The 21116-nt window shown below is 33.0% G+C and carries 14 protein-coding genes; 7 read left to right on the top strand and 7 right to left on the bottom strand.

The window, feature by feature from the left end:
* Both gatA and gatC read right to left on the bottom strand, forming a co-directional pair.
* On the bottom strand, positions 1–1479 hold the full coding sequence (gatA, locus tag EF513_RS00370) for an Asp-tRNA(Asn)/Glu-tRNA(Gln) amidotransferase subunit GatA (protein ID WP_125215438.1): 1479 nt from the start codon (positions 1477–1479) through the stop codon (positions 1–3).
* 2 nt (positions 1480–1481) lie between these two features.
* Positions 1482–1772, bottom strand: coding sequence for an Asp-tRNA(Asn)/Glu-tRNA(Gln) amidotransferase subunit GatC (gene gatC / locus EF513_RS00365; RefSeq protein WP_125215437.1), 291 nt, complete (start codon positions 1770–1772; stop codon positions 1482–1484).
* An 84-nt stretch (positions 1773–1856) separates the two neighbouring features.
* Between gatC and ruvX the strand changes: the two genes are divergently transcribed.
* The 6 genes from ruvX (at position 1857) to mfd (ending at position 9894) form a co-directional block, all read left to right on the top strand.
* A complete protein-coding gene (gene ruvX, locus EF513_RS00360) occupies positions 1857–2309 on the top strand; it encodes a Holliday junction resolvase RuvX (protein WP_164503775.1) in 453 nt (150 codons plus the stop codon).
* A 63-nt stretch (positions 2310–2372) separates the two neighbouring features.
* Positions 2373–3026, top strand: coding sequence for a hypothetical protein (locus EF513_RS00355; protein WP_125215435.1), 654 nt, complete (start codon positions 2373–2375; stop codon positions 3024–3026).
* Between the two features lie 117 nt (positions 3027–3143).
* Positions 3144–4475, top strand: coding sequence for a TldD/PmbA family protein (locus EF513_RS00350; RefSeq protein ID WP_125215434.1), 1332 nt, complete (start codon positions 3144–3146; stop codon positions 4473–4475).
* An 8-nt stretch (positions 4476–4483) separates the two neighbouring features.
* Positions 4484–6229 (top strand): ABC transporter ATP-binding protein, encoded by a 1746-nt coding sequence (locus EF513_RS00345; RefSeq protein ID WP_125215433.1) that lies wholly within the window; start codon positions 4484–4486, stop codon positions 6227–6229.
* Positions 6222–6473, top strand: a complete 252-nt coding sequence (locus tag EF513_RS00340) for an FAD assembly factor SdhE (protein ID WP_125215432.1) — start codon at positions 6222–6224, stop codon at positions 6471–6473. Before EF513_RS00345 ends, EF513_RS00340 begins: the two co-directional genes overlap by 8 nt.
* Positions 6466–9894 (top strand): transcription-repair coupling factor, encoded by a 3429-nt coding sequence (mfd, locus tag EF513_RS00335; RefSeq protein WP_125215431.1) that lies wholly within the window; start codon positions 6466–6468, stop codon positions 9892–9894. The genes EF513_RS00340 and mfd overlap by 8 nt, the downstream gene beginning before the upstream one ends.
* 152 nt (positions 9895–10046) lie before the next feature.
* Here the strand turns inward: mfd and EF513_RS00330 are convergent, their stop codons facing one another.
* Positions 10047–12119 (bottom strand): leucine-rich repeat domain-containing protein, encoded by a 2073-nt coding sequence (locus EF513_RS00330; RefSeq protein WP_164503774.1) that lies wholly within the window; start codon positions 12117–12119, stop codon positions 10047–10049.
* A 328-nt stretch (positions 12120–12447) separates the two neighbouring features.
* Between EF513_RS00330 and acs the strand changes: the two genes are divergently transcribed.
* On the top strand, positions 12448–14379 hold the full coding sequence (acs, locus tag EF513_RS00325) for an acetate--CoA ligase (protein ID WP_125215430.1): 1932 nt from the start codon (positions 12448–12450) through the stop codon (positions 14377–14379).
* Here acs and EF513_RS00320 read toward each other — a convergent pair.
* The 4 genes from EF513_RS00320 to EF513_RS07995 all read right to left on the bottom strand — a co-directional run bounded on the left by EF513_RS00320 (position 14376) and on the right by EF513_RS07995 (position 20823).
* The gene (locus EF513_RS00320; protein ID WP_125215429.1) at positions 14376–16994 is read right to left on the bottom strand and encodes an ankyrin repeat domain-containing protein; all 2619 of its coding nucleotides are present in this window, start codon (positions 16992–16994) and stop codon (positions 14376–14378) included. The two genes, acs and EF513_RS00320, sit on opposite strands and share 4 nt — an antisense overlap.
* 403 nt (positions 16995–17397) lie before the next feature.
* Positions 17398–19449 carry an ankyrin repeat domain-containing protein gene (locus EF513_RS00315; RefSeq protein WP_125215428.1) on the bottom strand — a complete coding sequence of 684 codons (2052 nt, stop codon included), beginning with the start codon at positions 19447–19449 and terminating at the stop codon, positions 17398–17400.
* 177 nt (positions 19450–19626) lie between these two features.
* Entirely contained in the window at positions 19627–20091 is a 465-nt protein-coding gene (locus EF513_RS00310; RefSeq protein WP_125215427.1) for a chorismate--pyruvate lyase family protein, read from the bottom strand.
* 324 nt (positions 20092–20415) lie between these two features.
* Positions 20416–20823, bottom strand: coding sequence for a hypothetical protein (locus tag EF513_RS07995; protein ID WP_206425203.1), 408 nt, complete (start codon positions 20821–20823; stop codon positions 20416–20418).
* Between the last annotated feature and the right edge of the window lie 293 nt (positions 20824–21116).

The raw sequence follows: 21116 nt of genomic DNA, 5'->3' as shown, positions 1-21116 counted from the left end.
TTACTCAGTTAAAATTTGTGGTTTATGTTTAAATTCGGCTGCATCTTCAAGTGCTAATGCTGTTTTATATAAAGTTAATTCATCAAATTGTTTAGCTATCAGCTGAAGACCTACAGGCAATGAATTATGATCAAGACCCACAGGGACTGACATACATGGTAGACCGGCAAGACTAGCTGGGATTGTAAAGATATCGTTATGATAAATAGTGACCGGATCTAATTCTTCTTTAATACCGAAGGCAGCCGACGGAGTTGATGGTGCAAGCAACACATCAACATCATTAAACACATTCTTAAAATCCTGGATAACGAGTGTGCGAGCTTGCTGTGCTTTGGTAAAATAGCTGCTAAAATGGCTCGAGGAGAGTACGAAGGTGCCTATTAATATTCTTCTCTTTACCTCATCTCCAAATCCTTCATCACGAGTGATGGAGTACATATCATCAATTGATTTAACGATGGAGCTGGTTCTGTAACCATATCTAACACCATCATAGCGGGCAAGATTAGAAGAAGCTTCCGCAGGGGCAAGAATATAGTAAATTGGTAAAGCATACTCGGTGTGGGGCAGAGATACCTCTTTAATTTCAGCTCCTTGAGCTGTTAGCCATTCCTTTCCCATTTCCATGTATTTTTTGATTCCTTCAGGAAGAGTGCTAGTTAGATATTCCTTAGGGATCCCAACTTTTAAACCTTTAAGAGAAGTAAGTTCCAAATTAGAAAGCTTAGGTGGGTTGCTGCTTATAAGAGTAGAATCATATGCATCAGCGCCCATAATATTTTCAAGGATAAAAGCTGAATCTTGTACATTTCTTGCAAATACACCAGCTTGGTCAAGTGAGCTAGAGAAGGCTATCATTCCAAATCTGGAACATCTGCCATAACTTGGTTTTACGCCTACAATACCGTTAAAGGCTGCTGGCTGCCTTACAGATCCACCTGTGTCACTGCCCAAAGAAGCTAAAGCAGTACGAGCAGCAACCGCAATAGCGGAACCACCAGAAGATCCACCAGGAACTAATTGCTTATTAGGTTCGGATGAGGATTGCCAAGGGTTAATGCATGCTCCAAAAGCGCTAGTTTCATTGGTAGAGCCCATAGCAAATTCATCCATATTGGTTTTGCCAACCATAATAGCACCGCTTGCAAATAACTTAGATGTTACAGTGGATTCATAAGGTGGTATAAAATTTTCCAGTATTTTAGAACACGCTGTGCTACGAAAATCTTTGGTACAAAATAAATCTTTAACCGCAACAGGAATGCCTTCTAAGGCCCTAGCTTGAGAATTATTAATATTATTCTGTGCTATTTCTGCTTGGTCTAAAGCATGCTCAAAAGTATTTAGCACATATGCATTCAGATGCGCAGTTGTTTGAACTTGCTGAATATGAGCTTCAATTAACTCTTTAGTGGATATTTGCTTGGAGCGTAACATTTTGTTAGCTTCAGCTATTGATAAATCAATTAATTTCATAACTATTCAATTACCTTTGGAACTGCAAAACAATCAAATTCTTGTTTAGGTGAATTACTTATAATATCTGGTGAGCGATTGCCATCTGTTACTTCATCTTCGCGTAATGGTAAATCTTGGTGAATTACACTGACGGTAGGGATAATATTATCAGTATTCAAGGTTTTTAACAAATCAATCATCTTTTTAATTGAGCCAAGCTGGCCAATTAAATGATCTTTTTCATGCTCTTCAAGCCTGATTCTTGCAAGCTTGCTGATCTTTTGAATTTCATTTAAGGATATTTCGCTCATTTTTACGTTCTATAAGGTTGCTTTTAAATTCAAAACACAATATTTTGCAGTTAATTTTTAGTCAAGATAAGTTTGAGGATTATAGTGATATACCAAGATTTAGAGAATTTTAAAAAGCTTATCAGTCTAGGGCCTTTAATAGGATTAGATATTGGTAAGAAGAAAATAGGAATTAGTATATCTAATAAAGATTTAAACTTAGCTAGCCCCCTTGAGGTTATAGATGCTACTGACCTTGATAGCTTACACGTAATTATCCAGGCTTACCAGCCAACCGGTATGATAGTAGGTTGGCCAGTGAGTTTAGATAATCAAGAAACCGAAGGTTGTAAGTTCATCATGAAAGTTGTAGAGAAGATTAATTTGCATTTAAACTTGCCCTGTTTTTTGTTTGATGAAAGATTTACTTCTAAAATTGCCAATAATTTTTTAATGGAATTTGATTTTTCCCGTAAAAAGCGTCATGCTCGTGATGATAAAATTGCTGCTAATATCTTGCTCAGTAATTTTTTAGATTTTTTTCATAATTCAGTATGAATTTTAATTATTTATTAATCTTAATATTTTATACTATTTGTAGTAATTGAATAATACAAGATTGTGTCTGGAAATAATAAAAATATAGCGGCTTGGAATAAAGTGTTATCAAATGCGTTTACAATGCTTGGTATTGTACATGCAAATAAATCTTTGACGGCTAATCAAGAAATTAATGGAATCCCTGGCCAACATAAAAAAGAAATTGATCATACCAAATTTACCCTGGCTGACCTAATAAGATTTGCAGCGCTGCAAGATCCTACCTCTAATGATCCGCCAATTGAAAGTAAGATCAATAAATATACTAAAAATAATGCTTTTATACATCCTACATTTAATCAAGCTGCTACCCATGCACAACGATTTAAAGCCAAAAAGGCAGAAAAGGTTCCTAATCCTTCTCCTTTTGTTAGTGATAACTCAGATTATGAGCCAAATTCTAATGAAAAAAATGAGCTGATGAACTCTACTGAAACTGATGTGGATTTTTTTAAATGGTTAAGTGATGCAGTTAAAGAAGAAGCAAAGCAAGCTAAAAACATTGAAATTATTACAGCTGGGTCTTCTGAAGCTATAGAAACGCTTTTGCAAAATAAAGAGTTTAAAAGCTTACAAAAAAATCTACAAGATGCAGTTGATGGCGACATAGATATACCGCAAGGCAAAGATCTGGAGCAGCAACCTTCCTTAAAAAAAAATAAAACAAAAAGTTAAGTATTTGAGATTATTTATCCCACTTAGTGTTTTTTAGTAATCTACTTTAGAAATTGCTTTTCATTGAAATTGATGATATCACTACTTTGTTGAAATATAGAGAATTTCAGGAAGATTATGGATTTATTGGATTTTTTAGAAACTATTAATAATAAAGCTTTAAAACAAGGTGCAACTTCTTGTGATTCAATGGCGATTAATGATGTTAGCCAAGATGTTACATGTAGGTTGGGAAAGATAGATTCTTTGGAGCGTTCTCAAAGTAAGGCTTTTGCTATAAGGGTTTTTATAGGGGATAAGCATGCAATTGTCTCTTCTTCTGACTTCTCAAGCGATAATATTGATAATCTTTTAATTCAAGCTGTCAATATGGCAAAAAATTCTCCTGAAGATAAAGATGCAGCACTCGCTGATAAAAATATGCTAATTAAGGAAGCAAAGGACTTAAATTTATATGACGGTTCTGAGCTTTCCATTGAAAAAATGATTGAAACAGCAAAAATTGTTGAAGACGCCATGCTTAAAGTGGAACATGTGAATAATTCAGAAGGAAGTTCAGTGAGTTCTACTAAATCCAAATGTGCTATAGCTGCAACTAATGGCTTTGCTGAGCAATTTTATTCCTCAGCCTTTAGTATGAGTGCTACAGCGGTAGCTTCTTCAGTGCAGGGAATGGAAACAGATTATGACTATCTTACTACTAGATTTTTATCCGATTTGCCAGATCCTATAATGCTTGGTAAGATTGCAGGTGAGAGGGCTGCAAAAAAGTTAAATCCGCGTAAAATTTCTACTTCACAACTTCCTGTGATTTATTCTACTAGAGTTGCAAGAGAGCTACTTAGTGAATTTGCATCGAGTATAAGCGGTACTGCAATTGCTAGAGGTACTAGCTTTTTAAAAGAGAAAATGGAAAATAAAATTTTCAATGAAAATATTACCATTACCGATAATCCCCATATTATCAAAGGGCTTGCTTCACGCAGTTTTGATGTAGAAGGATTGCCTACATCTAAAAGAAATTTAGTTGAAAATGGAATATTAAAAAGCTGGTTACTTGATTTGAAATCCGCACGTAAATTAGGGCTTAAACCAACAGGGCACGCTACGAAAGGACTTGGTAGTAATCCTTACCCTAAAGCCACCAACTTATATATAAATAACGGTATGGATAAGCTTAGTGATTTAATTAAATCTATTAAGCAAGGCTTATTAGTAACTGATATTTTTGGCGGCGGTGTGAACTTACTGAGTGGTAATTATAGTCAAGGAGCTTCTGGTTTTTGGATTGAAAATGGTGAGGTAGCTTATCCGGTCAGTGAAATTACTCTTGCTTCTAACCTAATTGAGATGTTTTTAAATATGATACCTGCCAATGATTTGGAAATGAAATATCATATTAACTCTCCTAGTTTATATATTCCCAAAATGACAATTGCTGGTATGTAGTAAAATTTATGGAATATTCTACTAAAAGCTTAATATCAAGGTTGCTTAATGAATATGTTAGCAAATATTATTTGTTAATAGTATTTTCAATTTTATCTATGTTACTTGTGGCTGCCACTACTGGGGCTAATGCATATTTGATTCAGCCTATGCTAGATCAGATTTTTGTCTCACAACAATCTGAAATGTTATATGTTTTAACTTTTGCTGTATTTTCAGTGGCGATCGTTAAAGGTTTTGCTAGTTATTTTCAAACTATTGCTATGAAAACTCTAGGGCAAAAAATCTTAACTGATATGCAAATCAAGCTATATAATCACTTGCTTCATGCAGACATGAAGTTAATTAACACTTATTCCAGTGGAAAGCTTATATCTAGCTTTACCAATGACATTTCGGTTATGCGGGCTACTGTATCTACTATTATTACAGGGGTTGCAAGAGATTTATTTTCAGTAGTAATTCTGATAGGCGTGATGTTTTATCAGAATTGGTTGCTGGCCTTATTTGCATTTACTGTTTTTCCTATAGCCATATATCCGATTATACGACTTGGAAAACGTATGAAGAAAATTGCAGGACATACACAAGAGGAACTAAGTAACTATACTTCAAGATTAGATGAAAGCTTTAAAAATTTAAAGGTAATTAAATCATACAACCGCGAAGAATTTGAAGTGGATCGTGCACACAGCATGATTAGTAAAATTTTAAATTTATATATTAAGGCAGCTAGAGTTGAATCTCTATCTTCTCCTATCATGGAGTCTTTAAGTGGATTTGCTATAGCTTTTGTTATTTGGTATGGAGGCAGTCAGGTAATAGAAGGGGTTACTACTGCAGGAAGTTTTTTCTCTTTTATTGCTGCAACTCTTATGGCTTATAAGCCTATTAAAACTCTCACAGATTTAAATACCTCTTTGCAAGAAGGGTTAGCTGCAGCAGCACGCTTTTTTGCTTTAATGGATACTAAACCAACTATAGTTGATAGTGACATCTCAACTGATTTAATAGTGGATCAAGGTGAAATTATTTTTGAAGGGATAGATTTTAATCATCAAGATCGCGAAAAGCTTTTTGAGAAATTTTGCCTTAATATTCCCTGTGGTAAAACTGTAGCCATTGTAGGAGAATCAGGTGGCGGTAAATCTACTTTGATAAACTTATTATTCAGATTTGTTGATCCTCAGTATGGTAAAATTTTAATTGATGGCCAGGATATCAAAGCTGCAACCCTAAAATCTCTAAGAAATACTCTAACTTTAGTTACCCAAGAAGTAAGTTTATTTGATGAGAGTATTTTAAATAATATTAAATATGGTAAGTTAGAGTCAACTGAGCATGAAGTTGAAGAAGCAGCACAATTAAGCTTAATTACTGAATTCACTAAAATGCTACCACAAGGGTTGAATACTAAAGTGGGTCAAAGTGGAGTGCATCTTTCTGGCGGGCAAAGACAAAGAGTAGCCATTGCTAGAGCAATCTTAAAAAATAGCCCAATTTTAGTATTAGATGAAGCAACTAGCGCTTTAGACGCTATTACCGAAAATGAAATTTGTAGTAATTTAAAAAAGATTCGTCAAAATAAAACAACCATCATTATTGCCCATCGGTTATCTACCATTATTGATGCTGATATTATTTTTGTTTTAAGTGCTGGTAAGCTAATCGAAAAAGGTAAGCATGATGAGCTTTTGGCTAATAAAGGCTATTATCATCAATTATACCAAAAATATGGTTTAACCGATGATTGATGAAAATCTCTACAAAAAGTTATATTATAGAAGCTGCCATCGTGGCTGTAAAGAATCGGATATTATTTTTCAACGTTTTGCTGATAAGCATTTAAAAACCTTATCAGGTGTGGAATTACAGCTTTATATTGATTTCTTAAATGAACTTGATGCAGATATAATGGCTTGGATTATGAATCAAGTGCCTTTTCCTGATAAGTATTTGTTAATTAAAACTAAGATATTAAGCACTATCGATGGCTAAGAATTATATTGCAAATATACCTAAAAACAGTTTTGGGTATGTGGTTAGTAACATAATTAAAACCAACTCAAATAAAACAAACATCATCTTAGCGAAAGATGAAGAAGAGCAGATATTACTTACTGATCAATTAAAATCGTTGCGACCGGGAGAGGAAGTATATCCTTTTTATGCATGGGATACATTACCGTATGATAGGGTTTCGCCTCACTTTGAAATTTTAGCTGAACGTATTTTTATTCTGGATAAACTGCTAAATTTTAGTGAAAATACTCAAACCTTAAATATTGTAACTACTTATAATGCCTTGCAACAAAAGCTAATTCCTAAAATCATTTTAGAAATTTGGCCAATTAAGTTGGTTAGAGGTTTTAAACTAGGTAGAGACCATCTTACAGAAAAGTTAATTACATTAGGCTATAACCGCAGTGAAACGGCTAATGAAGTTGGAGATTTTGCAGTCAGAGGTGGAATTATTGATTTTGTTACCGCCGGTAATGTAGGGATACGGGTTGATTTTTTTGGTGATAATATTGATGAAATTAAGCAGTTTGATCCTTCTACTCAGCTTACTCTTAGTAAGCTTGATAGCTTTACATTATTACCGGTTAATGAAATTCTCTTTGATAATGAAGCGTTAGAAAGCTTTAAAACTAATTATACTAAGCAGTTTACCATTACACAGAATGATTATCTTTATCATAATCTAGTTGAAAGCCAAAAATTCCCTGGATTTGAGAACTGGTTGCCATTTTTTTACGAAGAATTGTCTACTTTTTTTGATTATCTACCAACAGATCCCATATTTTATTATTATAAAGATGATATAGGATTAATAGAAACCTTTAGTAAAAAAGTGAGTGATACTTATCAATTAAGATTAAATACGAGCTCTAAGGAGAATGTATATAATCCTGTTAATCCTCAGCAACTTTATTTAACTAGCAAAGAGATAGAAGATATTTTAGAGGCTTATCAGGTTAATGTGTTCTCACAATTTGATTTAGCAAATAATGTCAGTAATCAAAAAATAGCAGCCCTGCTATTTAATAAATCTAAAAATCCATATGAACAGCTAAAAGAATATCAAATAGCTGATGGTGTAAAAAAAAGAAAAAAGATAATAGTTGCCTGTAATTCTACAGGTTCTCTAGAGAGATTAAGAATCATTTTAACTAACCATGAATTCTTTATAGTTGAAATTGATAATATTCATGATTTAAGCAAGGTAAGTGGTAAAACTCTTGGGATTACTATTTTTCCTATTACTAACGGCTTTGAAACTGAGAATTTAATTATAGTTAGTGAACAAGATTTACTTGGTGAAAAGTTAAAGCGTAAGGCAACTAGCAAAGCTAAAATTGAAAATTTCTTGCTTGAAGCAAATTCACTTAGTGAGGGTGAACTAATTGTTCATAAAAATCATGGTATTGGTAAATTTATAGGGCTTGAGACTATTAATGTAAATAATCATCCGCATGATTGTGTAAAATTAATCTATGCAGGTGAAGATAAATTATATATTCCGGTTGAAAACATAGATTTGCTTTCGAAATATGGCAGTGATGAAAGCGCTGCTTTAGATAAGTTGGGTACAGCAGCATGGCAAGCCAGAACAGCAAAACTTAAGCAGCGTATTAAACTACAGGCTGAAGCAATTATTAAGCTGGCAGCCGAAAGAAGTTTAAAAGAGGCTCCTAGTTTAATGCCGCCATTAAGCCTTTATGAAGAATTTTGTACTAAATTTCCCTATGCTGAAACCGATGATCAATTAACTGCAATTGATGATATTCTACAAGATTTTACTTCAGGTAAGCCAATGGATCGTTTAATTTGTGGTGATGTTGGTTTTGGTAAAACAGAAGTGGCGATGCGTGCAGCATTTGCAGCACTTTTTGGATTGGTTGAGCAAAATGGTGAAAAATCTCAAATAGCTATTATTGCTCCTACTACTTTATTGGCAAGGCAGCATTATAATAATTGCTTAAAACGCTTTGAAGGATTACCAGTAAGAATAAAACAGCTTTCAAGGTTAGTCTCAGCCAAAGAAGCAACCAAGGTTAGAACAGAATTATCTGAAGGTAGCATTGATATTATTATTGGTACGCATGCACTTCTTGCAGAAAATATTAAATTTAAAAATTTAAATTTAGTTATAATTGATGAAGAACAACATTTTGGTGTAGCACAGAAAGAAAAGCTTAAAAAGTTTAAAGCTAATATTCATGTGTTAACCCTTTCAGCAACGCCTATTCCTCGAACGATGCATATGGCAATTTCAGGGATGCGAGATTTAAGTCTTATTGCTACCCCTCCAGTAGATAGGCTTGCTACTAAAACTTTTGTCATGCCATATGATCCGATCATTATGCGTGAAGCTGTATTAAATGAGAAGCATAGGGGTGGTAGGATTTTTTATGTGGCTCCTAGAGTTTCTGATTTAAAGCAAATAGAAGATAATTTAAAAGAGCAAGTGCCAGAAATTAAATATAAGGTGGCTCACGGTCAAATGAGCCCTGTTGATCTGGATAAGATCATGAACGGGTTCTATGATGGTGAGTTTGATCTGTTATTATCTACTACTATTGTTGAATCAGGGCTAGATGTGCCTGCTGCCAATACTATTATTATTCACCGTGCTGATATGTTAGGACTTGCTCAACTTTACCAGCTGAGGGGTAGAGTAGGAAGAGGTAAGATAAGAGCGTTTTGTTATTTTACTACTCCTCCAATTCATATATTAACTAGCGCTGCTAAAAAAAGACTAGAAGTACTTAGTAAGTTAGATAGTATCGGGGCAGGATTTAGTTTAGCAAGCCATGATATGGATATAAGGGGTGTAGGGAACTTACTAGGTGATGAACAGTCCGGGCAAATTAAAGAGGTAGGCGTTGAACTTTATCAAGAAATGCTTAAAGAAGCTATTGAGGAATTAAGGTTCAAGCAAGATCATACTACAGAAGCTACAGATAAAATATATGAAAAATATAGTCCGCAAATTAATCTAGGATTACCGGTGCTTATTCCTGAGAAGTATGTAAGCGATCTAAACTTAAGATTGGGTTTATATAGGCGTATTGCTGCCATTACTACCCGCGAGGAGTTAGATAGTTTTTATGCAGAAATGATTGATAGATTTGGTCCGATTCCAGAAAATACCAAACACTTATTTACTATAATTGAGCTTAAGCAGCTTTGCTTGCAGGCTAATATAGAAAAAATTGATTCTGGTCCTAAGGGAATTGTTATTACTTTTCATAAAAACCAACCTAAAAACTTAGATAAGTTACTGAATTATATAAAAATAGATCCTATTAATACCAAATTGCGCCCCGATCATAAATTTGTGATTATGCGTGAATTTAAGGATGATCTCCATAAGGTGGAAGTGATGAAGAAGATGTTAGGAAATATAATTTAGTTATATAATATTGCCTTATTTAGCTAATAGCTAAAAAATTTAGGGAGTTAAATATATTACAAAGGCCAATAGGTTACAAGAGATAAGAAAGGCTGGCATGGCAGCCAGCCTTAAACCTAAAGTATAAGAAAAATTTACTATTATCTATTTATCTATTGTTGTAACCCTATAGATGTTTTAGCTTGGTTAGATAGCTTAGATACAAAGCCTCCGCTCTGTTCTATAGTTTTATTAGTTATAGGTAGTGTAGAGGAAATAGCTGTTGTATGCTCTGCCTCTTTTTCTCTGCTGCTTTGATTTCTACATTCATTGTAAGCATTCTGAAGCAACTTATCATTAAACTTAATGTAGAAAAAATGATATGGCATTTTACTAATAAATTCACCTAAAGCCCTAGCATTTTCTACTCCGATATTGCCAAAGGAAAGTTTCACAATAGAGAATATTTCGTATTGTGATAGCTTTCTTGCTAAATATTCAATAGTTTCCATTTCTATTTGGTTATTGGTTAAATCAAGGTGGTAAAAGCTGGTACGTAATGTACAAATTTCTGATAAATATTTAGCTCCTTCATTTCTTATCTCGTTAGCGCTCAAATTAATACTTGCTAAGCTAGTACAGTTTGATATTGTATCTGCTAACTCTTTGGCCCCTTCATCTCCTATTCCATTAGAACTTAAATTAAGAGTTTCTAACTTAGTACAATCTGATAGAGCCTTTTTTAAATATTTAATCCCATCGTCTCCTATTCCATTAGAACTTAAATTAAGGGATTGTAAGTTGTTACATTTATGTAAGCTTGAGAGCAAATCATTAATTAATTGAGGACCGATATTATGCGTATAATATTGAGTGACCGTAATAGTAGATATGCTAGAAGCAAATTTATCATTTATATTTATTTCACTAATTAGTGGTTGAATAATGTTGCTAATGACCTCAATATTTCTACTAAACTTTGGATACAACTTTTGTAGTAACGGAGATAGCTTTGAAAAGGTAGTAAAGTCAATAGGATAAATATTAAATATTACCTCATCGTTACTAACAGGCTCTAGTTTTTCTAAAGCTTCCTTTGGAACTGTTTTATCTTGTAGTAATTGCTGCCAAATCTCTCTTATATTATTTTTGATTTGTTGCTTTTGAATTTTATCAATATTTAAAGCATTGATTGATCGAATAATATCTACTTTAACGGTTTCACGATTCAATCGTTTCGATACCTTTAGTATAGCTGCTGGATGAAATTTTGTATAATTAATTCCTACAGCTTGTAAAAAAGAGGGGTGTACTAAACTTATGCTATTACTATACAGTTCTTTATAAGTTAAATACTGAAAAATATGATCTGAAAATAATTGAGTAATGTATATAACTTTAAAGTTTGGATATAATTTTTTTAGTAACGGGGAGAATTTTGCAAAAGTATCCTTATCCTTATGGCTTGTAAATATTACCTCATTGTTAGTAAGAGGCTTTAGTTTTTCTAAATCTTCCTCTGGAGCTGTGTTGCCTTGTAGCAATTGCTGCCAAATCTCTCTTATATTATTTTTGATTTGTTGCTTTTGAGTTTTATCAATATTTAAAGCATTGATTGATCGAATAATATCTACTTTAACGGTTTTATGATTCAATCGTTTCGATACCTTAGCTATAGCTGCTGGATTAAATCTCGTATAATTAATTCCTGCAGCTTGTAAAAAAGAGGGGTGTACTAAACTTGTGCTATTACTATACAGTTCATTATAAGTTAAATACTGAAAAATATGATCTGAAAGTATATCATCTGGTAATTGTGTAATGTTATGTATAACTTTAAAGTTTGGGTATAATTTTTGTAGTAACGGAAAAAATTTTGCAGAAGTATCACTTTGGATTGTAAATATTACCTCATTGTTATAGAGAGGCTTTAGTTTTTCTAAATCTTCCTCTGGAACAATTTCGCCTTGTAGCAATTGTTGCCAAATATTTTTTATATTATTTTTAATTTTTTGCTTTTGGGTTTTATCTACATCTAAAGCCTTTATGAATTGAATAATATCTCTTTTAATGTTTTTAAGATTCGATTCCTTTAGTGTAACTATCGCATTAAATTTAGTATAATTAATATTTGCAGCTTGTAAGAAAGAAGGGTGCGCTAAACTTGTGCTATTAAGCGGTTCTTGGTAATCTAAATATTGTAAAGTATCATCTAAAGCGTCTGGTAATTGTGTAATATTGCTCATAATATTTTATTTATTAATAATATTATTATTAATATCAAGCTAACATTAAAGTTAATATGATGTAAAGATGCTAATTGATACCGAGAAAATTATCATAATTTAACTTAATGGTTGAAATTTAAAAGCTTTTAGGTGTGTAATAATATATTACCACCATCGTTTATCACTTTTTAGATAAATAAGCTCAATAAATTAGAAAATATAGATTTGGTTGCTATTTTCATTATTGTGTAACAATGTGGGTTCTGTAAAATAAACTTATAAATTACTTATATAAAATAATAAGCTTGCCAAAATTTTTGATATTAAACTAAACGGTATTTATATTATGCAACAATCAAATGTAACAGCAATCCATCCTTCCATAAGGCAAAATGCTCATATTAATGAAGAGCAATACCACAAATTATATGAGGAATCGGTTACTAATCCTGAGCAATTTTGGGCAACACAGGCAAAAAATATTAGTTGGTTTAAAGAATTTACCATAGTTAAAAACACTTCTTTCAAACAAGAAGAGTTATATATTAAATGGTTTGAAGACGGCATTTTAAATGCGTGCTTCAATTGCGTTGACCGTCATTTACCTACCAAGGCAAATCAAATAGCCTATATTTGGGAGGGCGATGAGCCACATCAAACTAAAAGCATTACTTACCAAGAACTTTTCGATCATGTGAATGAATTTTCATTAAAATTAAAAAAATTAGGAGTTAAAAAAGGAGATATAGTCGTTATTTATTTACCTATGATTCTTGAAACAGTCTATGCCATGCTTGCTTGTGCAAGAATTGGGGCAGTGCATTCACTAATTTTTGCAGGATTTTCCTCTGATTCATTGCGTGATCGTATCAGAGATACTAAAGCTAAACTAGTTATTACTGCCGATGGTGGTAAGCGCGGTGGTAAGCCTCTTCTTCTTAAAGATAAAGTGGATCTTGCAGTTCAAGAATGCGAAGAAGTTGAGAAAGTGTTGCTTATAAAATACTTAAGTCATGAAGTGCAAATGTCAGCAAAAGACATCTGCTATGAAGATATTAAAATAGATAATAATGAAATATGTGAACCAGAAGCTATGAATGCAGAAGATCCATTATTTATACTTTATACTTCAGGATCAACTAATAAACCTAAAGGCATAGTGCATACTACTGGGGGTTATCTTGTATATGCATCTTTAACCCATAAATATATATTTGATTATAAGGAAGGCGAGATATATTGGTGTACTGCTGATCTTGGTTGGGTAACGGGTCATTCTTATGCTTTATATGGTCCTTTATGTAATGCGGCCACCACATTAATTTTCGAAGGGGTACCTTCTTATCCAAGCTATGCTCGAACTTGGGAGATAGTTGATAAGCATAAAGTAAATATTTTATATACTGCGCCCACGCTTATTAGAACCTTAAAGAAAGAGGGAGATCATTTGGTTCAAACTTCCTCTAGAAAAAGCTTAAGAGTATTAGGTTCAGTTGGCGAACCAATCAACCCTGAAGCGTGGAAGTGGTTTTATGATATTGTAGGAGAGAGCAGATGTCCTATAGTCGATACCTGGTGGCAAACGGAAACAGGCGGTATATTAATTACTCCACTTATTGGCGCTACTCCTCTTAAAGCTGGTTCTGCAACTAATCCATTTTTTGGCATTACCCCTATACTTGTCGATAACGAGGCGCAGGAAGTTATAGGAGAGGGCGAAGGAAATTTATGTATTAAAGATAGCTGGCCGGGCCAAGCGCGCACTATTTTAAATGATCATAACAGATTTTATGAAACTTATTTTGCACCGTTTGAAGGTTATTATTTCTCAGGTGATGGAGCAAAAAGAGATAGCGATAATTATTACTGGATTACTGGTCGTGTAGATGATGTCATTAATATCTCCGGCCATAGATTAGGCACAGCAGAGCTGGAAAGTGCCTTAGTTGCGCATAATTATGTGGCAGAAGCGGCAGCTGTAGGATATCCACATGAAATTAAAGGGCAGGGTATATATATTTATGTGGTTTTAAAGCCGGAAATTGCTCCTAGTGATAATATAGTTGATGAGTTAAAAAGTTGGGTTAGAAAAATTATAGGGGCTATAGCTACTCCGGATATTATTCAAATATGTGCTGATCTGCCCAAAACGCGCTCCGGAAAAATCATGAGAAGAATTCTGCGTAAAATTGCAGAAGGGGAGTTTGAAGCGATTGGAGACACCAGCACTTTGGCTGATCCAAAAGTGCTGGAAGAAATTATCAAAGGGAAGGGTTAGTTTATTCCTCTCTGATTATCTTGGGACAATCTTCTTTGTTTTATAGCCTGCTGATGAAAGTTTGCATTTGTACTTTCTGTTATTGAATTGTTATCTTTTTGCTTGGCCATAGCTTCGGTTAAGAGCTTTTCTATTTCTGGGTTTTTATAACCTGCTTGTTTAACAAGATCCAATGCTGTTTTGCCATTATTATCTGTAGCATTAACGTTAGCACCTAGCTGGGCTAAAACTTGAACTGTTTCTGCATGTCCATATTCAGCAGCATAATGTAAAGCTGTTTTGTCATCGTCATCCTTGGCAGCAATATCAGCACCTAGCTCTTGAACTAAAACGCGAACTGTTTTTATATGTCCGCACTCAGCAGCAATATGTAAAGCTGTTTTGCCATCTTTATCCTTGGCATTAACATCAGCACCTAATTCTTTTAAAATACGAATAGTTTCTGTTTGTCCAACGGTAGCAGCATAATGTAAAGCTGTTCTGCCATCTTCATCTGTGGCATTAACATCAGCTTTTAACTCTTGTACTAAAACACGAACTGTTTCTGTAGGTCCGCATACAGCAGCATAATGTAAAGCTGTTTTGCCATAAAGAGCTTGGGTATTAACATTAGCACCTAGCTGGACTAAAATTCGAACTGTTTCTGTATGTCTGTGCTGGGCAGCATAATGTAAAGCTGTTTTGCCATTAGTATCCGTGGCAGCAATATCAGCACTTAGCTCTTGTACTAAAACACGAACTGTTTCTGTATGACCACGCTCAGCAGCATAATGTAAGGCTGTTTTGCCATCTTTATCTATGGCTTCAACATCAGTACCTAGCTGGGCTAAAATTTGAACAGTTCCTGTATGTTCACGCTCAGCAGCATAATGTAAAGCTGTTTGGCCATTATTATTTGTGGCAGTAGCATTAGCACCTAGATCTTGAACTAAGACACGAACAGTTTCTGTATGTCCATTCTCAGCAGTAAAGTGTAAAACTGTGTTGCCATATTTATCTATGGCTTCAACATCAGCACCTAGCTCTTGAACTAAAACACGGACTGTTTCTGTATGCCCATTCTCAGCAGCATAATGTAAAGCTGTGTTGCCATAAAGATCTGTGGCATTAACATCAGCTGTTAGCTCTTGAACTAAAATGCGAGCTGTTTCTGTATGTCCGCGCTGGGCAGCAATATGCAAAGCTGTTTGGCTAGGATACGCCACCACCTTGGCATTAACATCAGCTCCTTGTTGTATAAATTTAATAATAGTATCACTAAAGTGGTCACTGTTAATAATCTCAAGTAAATTTTGGTTAGCTCCTTCCAGCTTGATTTTATTATGATGTAGCTTGTTTTTAAGTTCAGCTTTTTGTTCTGCACTTAAGTTGCTATGCTGTTCAAAATAATTTTCATCAATGAGGTCGGTGAGTTTCAGTTTCAGTTTCAGTTTTAGTTTTGGTTCTTTTAATCTGCATATATCATATAAAGCTTGCAGTGTGGATTGCTGCTTTGAGGTGAGCTGATAATCATTCGCTGTTGTTTCAAATGTAGCAACCAGCTCGTTTATTAATTGCTCTAACTGCGCTTTATCTAAAGCTTGTGGTAATGGAGTTAAACTTATTTTGTTACTAGGTATTAAGTGTAGTAGCTGGAGTTTAGTATTTACGTCTTGTGTTTTTATCAACACATCGCTTAAATGCTCTGCTACATACTCACTAACAAGAATGGCCTCATTTTCATCTTCTGTATAATATAAATTCAAATTAGCTTTAGGGTTGAGTAATAAGGCTTGTAATATATAGAGTTGATTGCTTAGGACGTTAATATCATTTTGGGCTTCTACTATATTAATTACGGTATTAATAATAGGATTGGCACTAGTTAATGAATGTTGCTCTTTTTTATTATCATCTATCCACCTAACAGCATCTAAGCTTAAATTTACATCATGATAATTATTTATTAGCATTTGTGCTATATCAGTTGGTGTATGTTCTAAAGCTAGTGGTAATAATTTGGCAAGTTCTATAGCAGTAGCATTTTTGGGTAATTGGTTTTTAATAATGGTAATAAACTGTGCTATTTTTTGGCTTCTGTCATTTAAAGTCGCATCAGTAGATGGGTTTGTTAAAAATAATTTAAGTTTTGCAATATCTATAGTGCCTTGTGCTATATCGCTAAGTTTAATTAATTCTAGGTTTGTAAGTAGGGTCCAGGTAAAATCAGTATTATTTACTTCAGTTGCTTTGAGTAAAACTGAATATTGATTAGATATATGTTTAAATTGCTGTTGTGGATTTTTTCCTGCAACTACCTTAATAGTATCTTCTGCTATAGCATCCTGGGCAGGGACTTCGGGCTCTATAATATTTAGTGCTTTAATTAGATTTTGAGCATGAGGATTATTAAGTAGGGCTCTAATTAATGCTAGCCGATGTATTTCTGCTTGTTTTGTAATCTCCCATTGCAGATAAAACAGATATTCTAGTAAAGTTTTAGCTTCTGCTTCACTCAATGTGTTAATTAGCGCAATAACATCTTCAAGAGGAATTCCCGAAGCATTATCATTAATAAAATCACAAATAATTTGCTGATTTTGTGATTGTGCTAGAATATTTGCAAAAGAAAACATACTATATTGCTTTAATTTAAGTTAAATTAACAAGGATATGTTAACGTAAAGTTAATATATAGTAAAGAAAATAATCAAAACCAATGATAAAGCCGGCATTTTATTTGATAGGATGGCTTAAATCCCGAATTATAATAGATGATAGCCATACAAATAGCTGATCCAGCTACCCCAAGAAGTATTTTAAAAGCAAATTGATATAAATTGTTTTGAAGAGCTGAACTACTTTGTTTATTGAGGATTGTGAGGTGTTATGTTCTTTTGGTTGTCTTTGCTGTTCTTCTCGTGTGGCTATAATAAGTTGCATTCTGCGTAAAATTGCAGAAGAGGAGTTTGAGGCTATTGGAGACACCAGCACTTTGGCTGATCCAAAAGTGCTGGAAGAAATTATTAAAGGGAAAGGTTAATTCATTCCTCTCTGATTATCTTGAGATAATCTTCTTTGCTTTATTATAGCCTGCTGATGAAAGGTTGTATTTTTGCTATTTTGTATTGAAGCATTATCGTTTTGCTTGGCGGCCATAGCTTTGATTAATATTTCTTCTAATTCCGATTTATCTTTAGCATTCACATTAGTACCTAACTCTTGAACTAAAACGCGAACTGTTTCTGGATGTCCACGTTGAGCAGCATAATATAAAGCTGTTTTGCCATGTTTATCTGTGGCATTAACGTCAGCACCTAGCTGAGCTAAAACACGAACTGTTTTTGTATTTCCATACAGGGCAGCATAATGTAAAGCTATTTTGCCATCTTTATCTGTGGCATTAATATTAGCACCTAATTCTTGAACTAAAACACAAACTGTTTTTGTATCTCCATTCTGGGCAGCATAATATAAAGCTGTGTTGCCATAATTATTTGTGCCATTAACATCCGCACCTAATTCTTGAACTAAGATGCGAGCTGTTTCTGTTTGTCCAAGCATAGCAGCATAATGTAAAGCTGTGTTGCCATCTTTATCCTTAGCATTAACGTCAGCACCTAGTTCTTGAACTAAAACGCGAACTGTTTTTGTATCTCCATTCTGAGCAGCGTAATGTAAAGCTGTTTTGCCAGCATACCTCTCCTTGGCATTATTAACATCAGCTCCTTGTTGTATAAATTTAATAGAATCACGGAAATTTAAAAGGTTACTAACAATCATAAGTAAATTTTGGTTAGCTTCTGCCAGCTTGGCTTTATTATTATGTAGCTTGGTTTTAAATTCTGCTTTTTGTTTTATATTTAAGTTATCGTGTTGCTCAAAATAATTTTCATCAATAAGGTCGGTGAGTTTCAGTTTTGGTTCTTTTAAACTGCATATAGTATATAAAGCTTGTAGGATAGATTGTTGTTCTGAGGTAAGTTGGTAATCAGCCTTCATTGTTTCAAAGGTCACAACCAGTTCATTTATTATTGCTTTTAATTGCGTTTCATCTAAAGCTGTTATTAAGTGTAGTAGCTGAAGTTTAATATTTCTGCCGTGTGCTTTTATGAATACATTGCTTAAATGCTTTACTACATACTCACTAACAAGAATGGCTTCTTTTTCATCTTCTGTATAATATAAATTCAAGTCAGCTTTAGGGTTGAGTAATAAGGCTTGTAATATATAGAGTTGATTGCTTAGGGCTTTAATATCATTTTGAGCTTCTACTATATTAATTACGGTATTAATAATAGGATTGGTATCAGTTAATGAATGTTGCTCTTTTTTATTATCATCTATCCATTTCAGCTCCTCTAAGCTTAGATTTACATCATGCTCATTATTCATTAGCATTTGTGCTATATCAGTTGATGTATGTTCTAAAGCTAGCGGTAATAATTTAGTAAGCTCTATAGCAGTAGCATTTTTGGGTAATTGGTTTTTAATAATGGTAATAAACTGTGCTATTTTTTGGCTTCTATCATTGACAGTAACCTTAATCTTGTGATCATCATCCGCTTCTTCAATAGATAAGCTCTTTAAAAATGACTCAAATCTCGCGATATCTATAGTGCCTTCTAATATATCGCTAAGCTTAATTAATTCGGGGTTTGTAAGTAAAGCCCAAGTAAGATCAGTATCATTTGCTTCAGTTGCTCTAAGTAATACTGAATATTGATTAGGTATATGTTTAAATTGCTGTTGCGGATTTTTTCCTGCAACTACCTCAATGGTATCTTCTGCTATAGCATCCTGGGCAGGGACTTCGGGCTCTATAATATTTAGTTCTTTAATTAGATTTTGAGCATGAGGATTATTAAGTATAGCTCTAATTAATGCTAACCGATGTGTTTCTGCTTGCTTTGTAATCTTCCATTGCAGATAAAACAAATATTCTAGTAAAGTTTTAGCGTCTTCTTCGCTCAATATTTTAATTAGTTCAATAACATCTTCAAGAGGAGTTCCCGAAGCATTATTATTAATAAAATCACAAATAATTTGCTGATTTCGTGATTGTGCTAGAATATTTGAAAAAGAAAACATACTATATTACTTTAATTAAAGTTAAATTAACAAGGATATGTTAACGTAAAGTTAATATATAGTAAAGTAGGTATTAGGTGTTCATAAAAGAAAATATATCAAAACCGATGGCAAAGCTAGCAATACAACCTAATGATAATATTGATCATATCTAATGAATCTTACCTGGTTACTGGTTTAGAACTCAAATTCTTTATTAAACCCTTCGGTCATTGCAATTAAGAATTTTTGCGATTTAATAATAGAAAAGCGATAAAAGAATTTATCATCATCTGCATATAAATAATTTTTTCTTTCATAAGGTTCGTTGTAGATAATAGAACTAATTGGCTTGCTACCCAAATTTTGTAGTTCAGCTATAAAATCTTGATTTACATCAAGAGGCGCTACAGTACGAGCTTTAATGGCCAGCGTGCCATTTACCAGCATTTCTACTTCTCTTATCCAGGCATTATTTGCTTTTAAATCTAGCTGCTGTTGTTCAAATTCATTTAGTAATTCGAATCCTTCATGTATTACTTCGATTTCTAAATTTTCTTTGCCAAATTTATTATGTAGATATTGAGTAGTTGATTTAGCTTGAATGATTGCAAGAGGATTAAGAAGAAGGGTGTGAAAAACACAATGTGAAAGTATTAGCATTACTCATATGGGCAAGAAATTTTATTATTTTCATTATATAAATAATATAATAATTTTGCTATACAATTTAAGTTAAACTTCATGATAAATATTTTTATTAGCATCAAATTACTATCTGGTTATTCCTATAGCTAATAGTCCTGTAAGTTCTATTGCTAGGCTTTTTACTTTGCCTTCTGGCAATGCTATGTATGTTGGTGTTTATAGTGAATTAGAAAATCATTTTAAGTCATGCTGCCTTTAATTCTAAGAGAAGTTTACTATAAAAATTCCAGTTTTAATTAAAAAGCATTAAAGTTAACAGGTAGATAAATGATAAGATGGTTATACTTTGTTATAATCTAATTTAAATACTAGTATTATAAAATATATGGTTAATATTATTAACTTGTAGGTGGTAGAGCTTTGTGTAGCTTTGTAAAATATTTTGTTCATGATTATTTTTATAATAGCTATCTTCTTATGTAATAATTTTTTGTTATCTGCTATGTAGCTGATAAGTGCGCTTAAATATTTACCAGACATGTAAAGCATTAAAAATGTAATATCATAAGGGTTGTTATTACTTAAGCAGCTAGCATAAATACACATCAGTAAAATTATTTTATTGTCGAGAATAGCAATTTTGGTTTTGCTGTGAGAATTAGTATTTTGTAAAGTATATAATCTATCAATTATTACTAATAGTAAGTATATAATAATAATCTTAAAATTATCATTAAAAATAAACATTAATACTCCTCTTAATCACAAATAAAATAACTTGGAATAATTTTAAAATTGAATGGTGGGATGCAAATAAGGCGGTAATTATGAGTCTGATGCTGAGCAAATTACATTGCTCAATCAGTAGATTTATCATTCGTTTAAATATCATAAATTTAAAGAGTGAAGTGAATCTATAAAAACCAAATTCATTAAAGTTAATTTTAATCAATGAGCTAAAAATTTTTATTTTAATATCTGCAATCATTAATTTTTTCCTGTTTAATTACTGTAAATAAATCAATTTAATTAAAATTATT

It is taken from the genome of Rickettsiales endosymbiont of Stachyamoeba lipophora (assembly GCF_003932735.1).
GTDB lineage: Bacteria > Pseudomonadota > Alphaproteobacteria > Rickettsiales > 33-17 > RICK01.
The sequence above is the reverse complement of the archived record's forward strand: the minus strand, read 5'-3'. Positions and strand labels throughout refer to the sequence as shown.

Excerpts from the sequence above, each read along its gene's own strand:
- gatA (WP_125215438.1), bottom strand. The coding sequence starts at position 1,479 with ATGAAATTAATTGATTTATCAATAGCTGAAGCTAACAAAATGTTACGC.
- gatC (WP_125215437.1), bottom strand. The coding sequence starts at position 1,772 with ATGAGCGAAATATCCTTAAATGAAATTCAAAAGATCAGCAAGCTTGCA.
- EF513_RS00350 (WP_125215434.1), top strand. The coding sequence starts at position 3,144 with ATGGATTTATTGGATTTTTTAGAAACTATTAATAATAAAGCTTTAAAA.
- EF513_RS00345 (WP_125215433.1), top strand. The coding sequence starts at position 4,484 with ATGGAATATTCTACTAAAAGCTTAATATCAAGGTTGCTTAATGAATAT.
- EF513_RS00340 (WP_125215432.1), top strand. The coding sequence starts at position 6,222 with ATGATTGATGAAAATCTCTACAAAAAGTTATATTATAGAAGCTGCCAT.
- mfd (WP_125215431.1), top strand. The coding sequence starts at position 6,466 with ATGGCTAAGAATTATATTGCAAATATACCTAAAAACAGTTTTGGGTAT.
- EF513_RS00330 (WP_164503774.1), bottom strand. The coding sequence starts at position 12,119 with ATGAGCAATATTACACAATTACCAGACGCTTTAGATGATACTTTACAA.
- acs (WP_125215430.1), top strand. The coding sequence starts at position 12,448 with ATGCAACAATCAAATGTAACAGCAATCCATCCTTCCATAAGGCAAAAT.
- EF513_RS00320 (WP_125215429.1), bottom strand. The coding sequence starts at position 16,994 with ATGTTTTCTTTTGCAAATATTCTAGCACAATCACAAAATCAGCAAATT.
- EF513_RS00315 (WP_125215428.1), bottom strand. The coding sequence starts at position 19,449 with ATGTTTTCTTTTTCAAATATTCTAGCACAATCACGAAATCAGCAAATT.
- EF513_RS00310 (WP_125215427.1), bottom strand. The coding sequence starts at position 20,091 with ATGCTAATACTTTCACATTGTGTTTTTCACACCCTTCTTCTTAATCCT.
- EF513_RS07995 (WP_206425203.1), bottom strand. The coding sequence starts at position 20,823 with ATGTTTATTTTTAATGATAATTTTAAGATTATTATTATATACTTACTA.